Origin of the sequence: Neobacillus drentensis, from assembly GCF_036965245.1 — a bacterium.
In the GTDB taxonomy this organism is placed as follows: Bacteria; Bacillota; Bacilli; order Bacillales; family Cytobacillaceae; genus Neobacillus; species Neobacillus drentensis_G.
Map to the genome: position 1 here is coordinate 1 of NZ_JBALPG010000135.1, position 1,767 is coordinate 1,767.

A 1,767-nucleotide genomic window follows, 5' to 3' on the forward strand; every position below is an offset into this window, starting at 1 on the left:
ATTTAAGTTTATTATTCATAGTAATGCTGGAGTATAAATGTAATTGAGGTTAATATTGGAACCCGTAAGTAAAAACGACCATTGCCACCTAACCACTTTCATCCAAAAAGTGGATAAATAGTAAAATTATGATCGCACTGGTAGATCTCCACATATCTCATGGAGGCGTACCCTCCCAAGTCTCACAGAGTCATAGCTCCAAAATTCCTTCGTCCAGCCTTTCCATGAGGTGGATGTCAGTGATGCTGCCCGACAGGGTCCTTGCCCGTATTTTAGTTGAATTACTGACTAATCCGTGCTTCAAATGTCTAATAAACTTTTTATTCTTGAGCCTATAAAACAGTTTTGAAAGTAAGGGTTATTGAGATTAAGCCGCGATCTTTAAGATTGCCATATGTGGTATATCCTGCAACATTCTTTCTTCACTAAACTCACATTGTTTCTTTCCAATGGCAAATAGGATTCGTATAACCTTATTACATATAGCGGTAAGGGACTGCATTTTCTTCAATGGATTATTTGGACGCTTTGTATAATATTCATGTAAAGCTTTAAAAGCTGAGTTCTTAGCTACAAGGGGCATAGCTACTCGGAAGAGGAGAGCTCTAAGAGATTTTCTACCCCGCTTTGTTATTTTGGTTTGCCCTTTGTGCTTTCCAGATGTATTTTCCTTTAAACTTAATCCTGCTAGTTTTATGATTTGTCTTGGATGAGTATAGTTACTTAAGTCTCCTACCTCAGCTAAAAAGCCTGCAATAGTGTCCTTACCTATACCTTTTATGGCGATCATTTGAGAAACACCAGGGATCTGATCTAAAAGTTTATCTATATTTGATTCTAGTTCTTCGAACTTTTCCGTGATCAATTCATATTTTTCTATTAATGTACTGAGCTCTAATTTAAACCCTCACGGATTCCAATTGAAACTTGAGCTACTCCTGTTAGGTCCTTTATTTTGCTGATCCCAATTCCACGTTTAACAACTTGTCTAACATGAATCAATATCTCTTCATTAGATAGCTTTACTAACTCATTGGGTAATAGATTTAATTTTAACAGCTGTAATGCAGCTTTTCCTTCCCAGTCTTTAAAGACCGTTAGAAACTCTGGAAAGTAGCGATCTAACCAATTGTGAATTTGACCTTGAACTACTTGTCGGTCAACGGATAATAGATCGCGTATTTTTCTCGCCACACGTAGTTCTGCATAAACTCCTTGTGGGATGTTTGGTTCGGCGTATCTCCCATCCTTGACTAACTGTGCAATGACTCTGGCATCTTTCACATCATTCTTCGTTGGTGAATTATCGTCTAATTCCTTGCTTTTCTTTACGTGCATTGGGTTTACAACAACAAATTTAATTTTATGTTCTTTAAGGAAATGAGCTAGGTTCAGCCAATAATGACCAGTTGGCTCCATTCCTACAATTGCCTTTTCCATGTCAAGTTGGATAATTAGTTTGTTTATCCAATCTAAAAAATGATTAAATCCAGATTTACTATTTTCAAAGTACAAAGGCTTTCCAAATTCTAATCCTCAAAAGTCTTGGGCACGTGCAACGTGCTTGAACTTAGCAATATCTACTCCTATGATTAGAGTATGAGAAGTAATTTGAGCAATCTTTTCATTTTGGTTATAATTCATTTAAATAGCCTCCTGGTATTTGTGATTGTTGTCCTTTTTGCCTGCAAGCTTTGGACACTCATATCATACCAAGGGGCTTTTTTATGTTCAAACCCCATTTTTCTTCATTACAGGAATGCTGCC

General features: G+C 36.8%; 1 pseudogene. It reads right to left on the reverse strand.

Annotated elements, in window-relative coordinates:
* Positions 1-367: 367 nt before the first annotated feature.
* A pseudogene (locus tag V7150_RS22130) lies at positions 368-1,644 on the reverse strand (IS110 family transposase).
* Positions 1,645-1,767 lie beyond the last annotated feature (123 nt).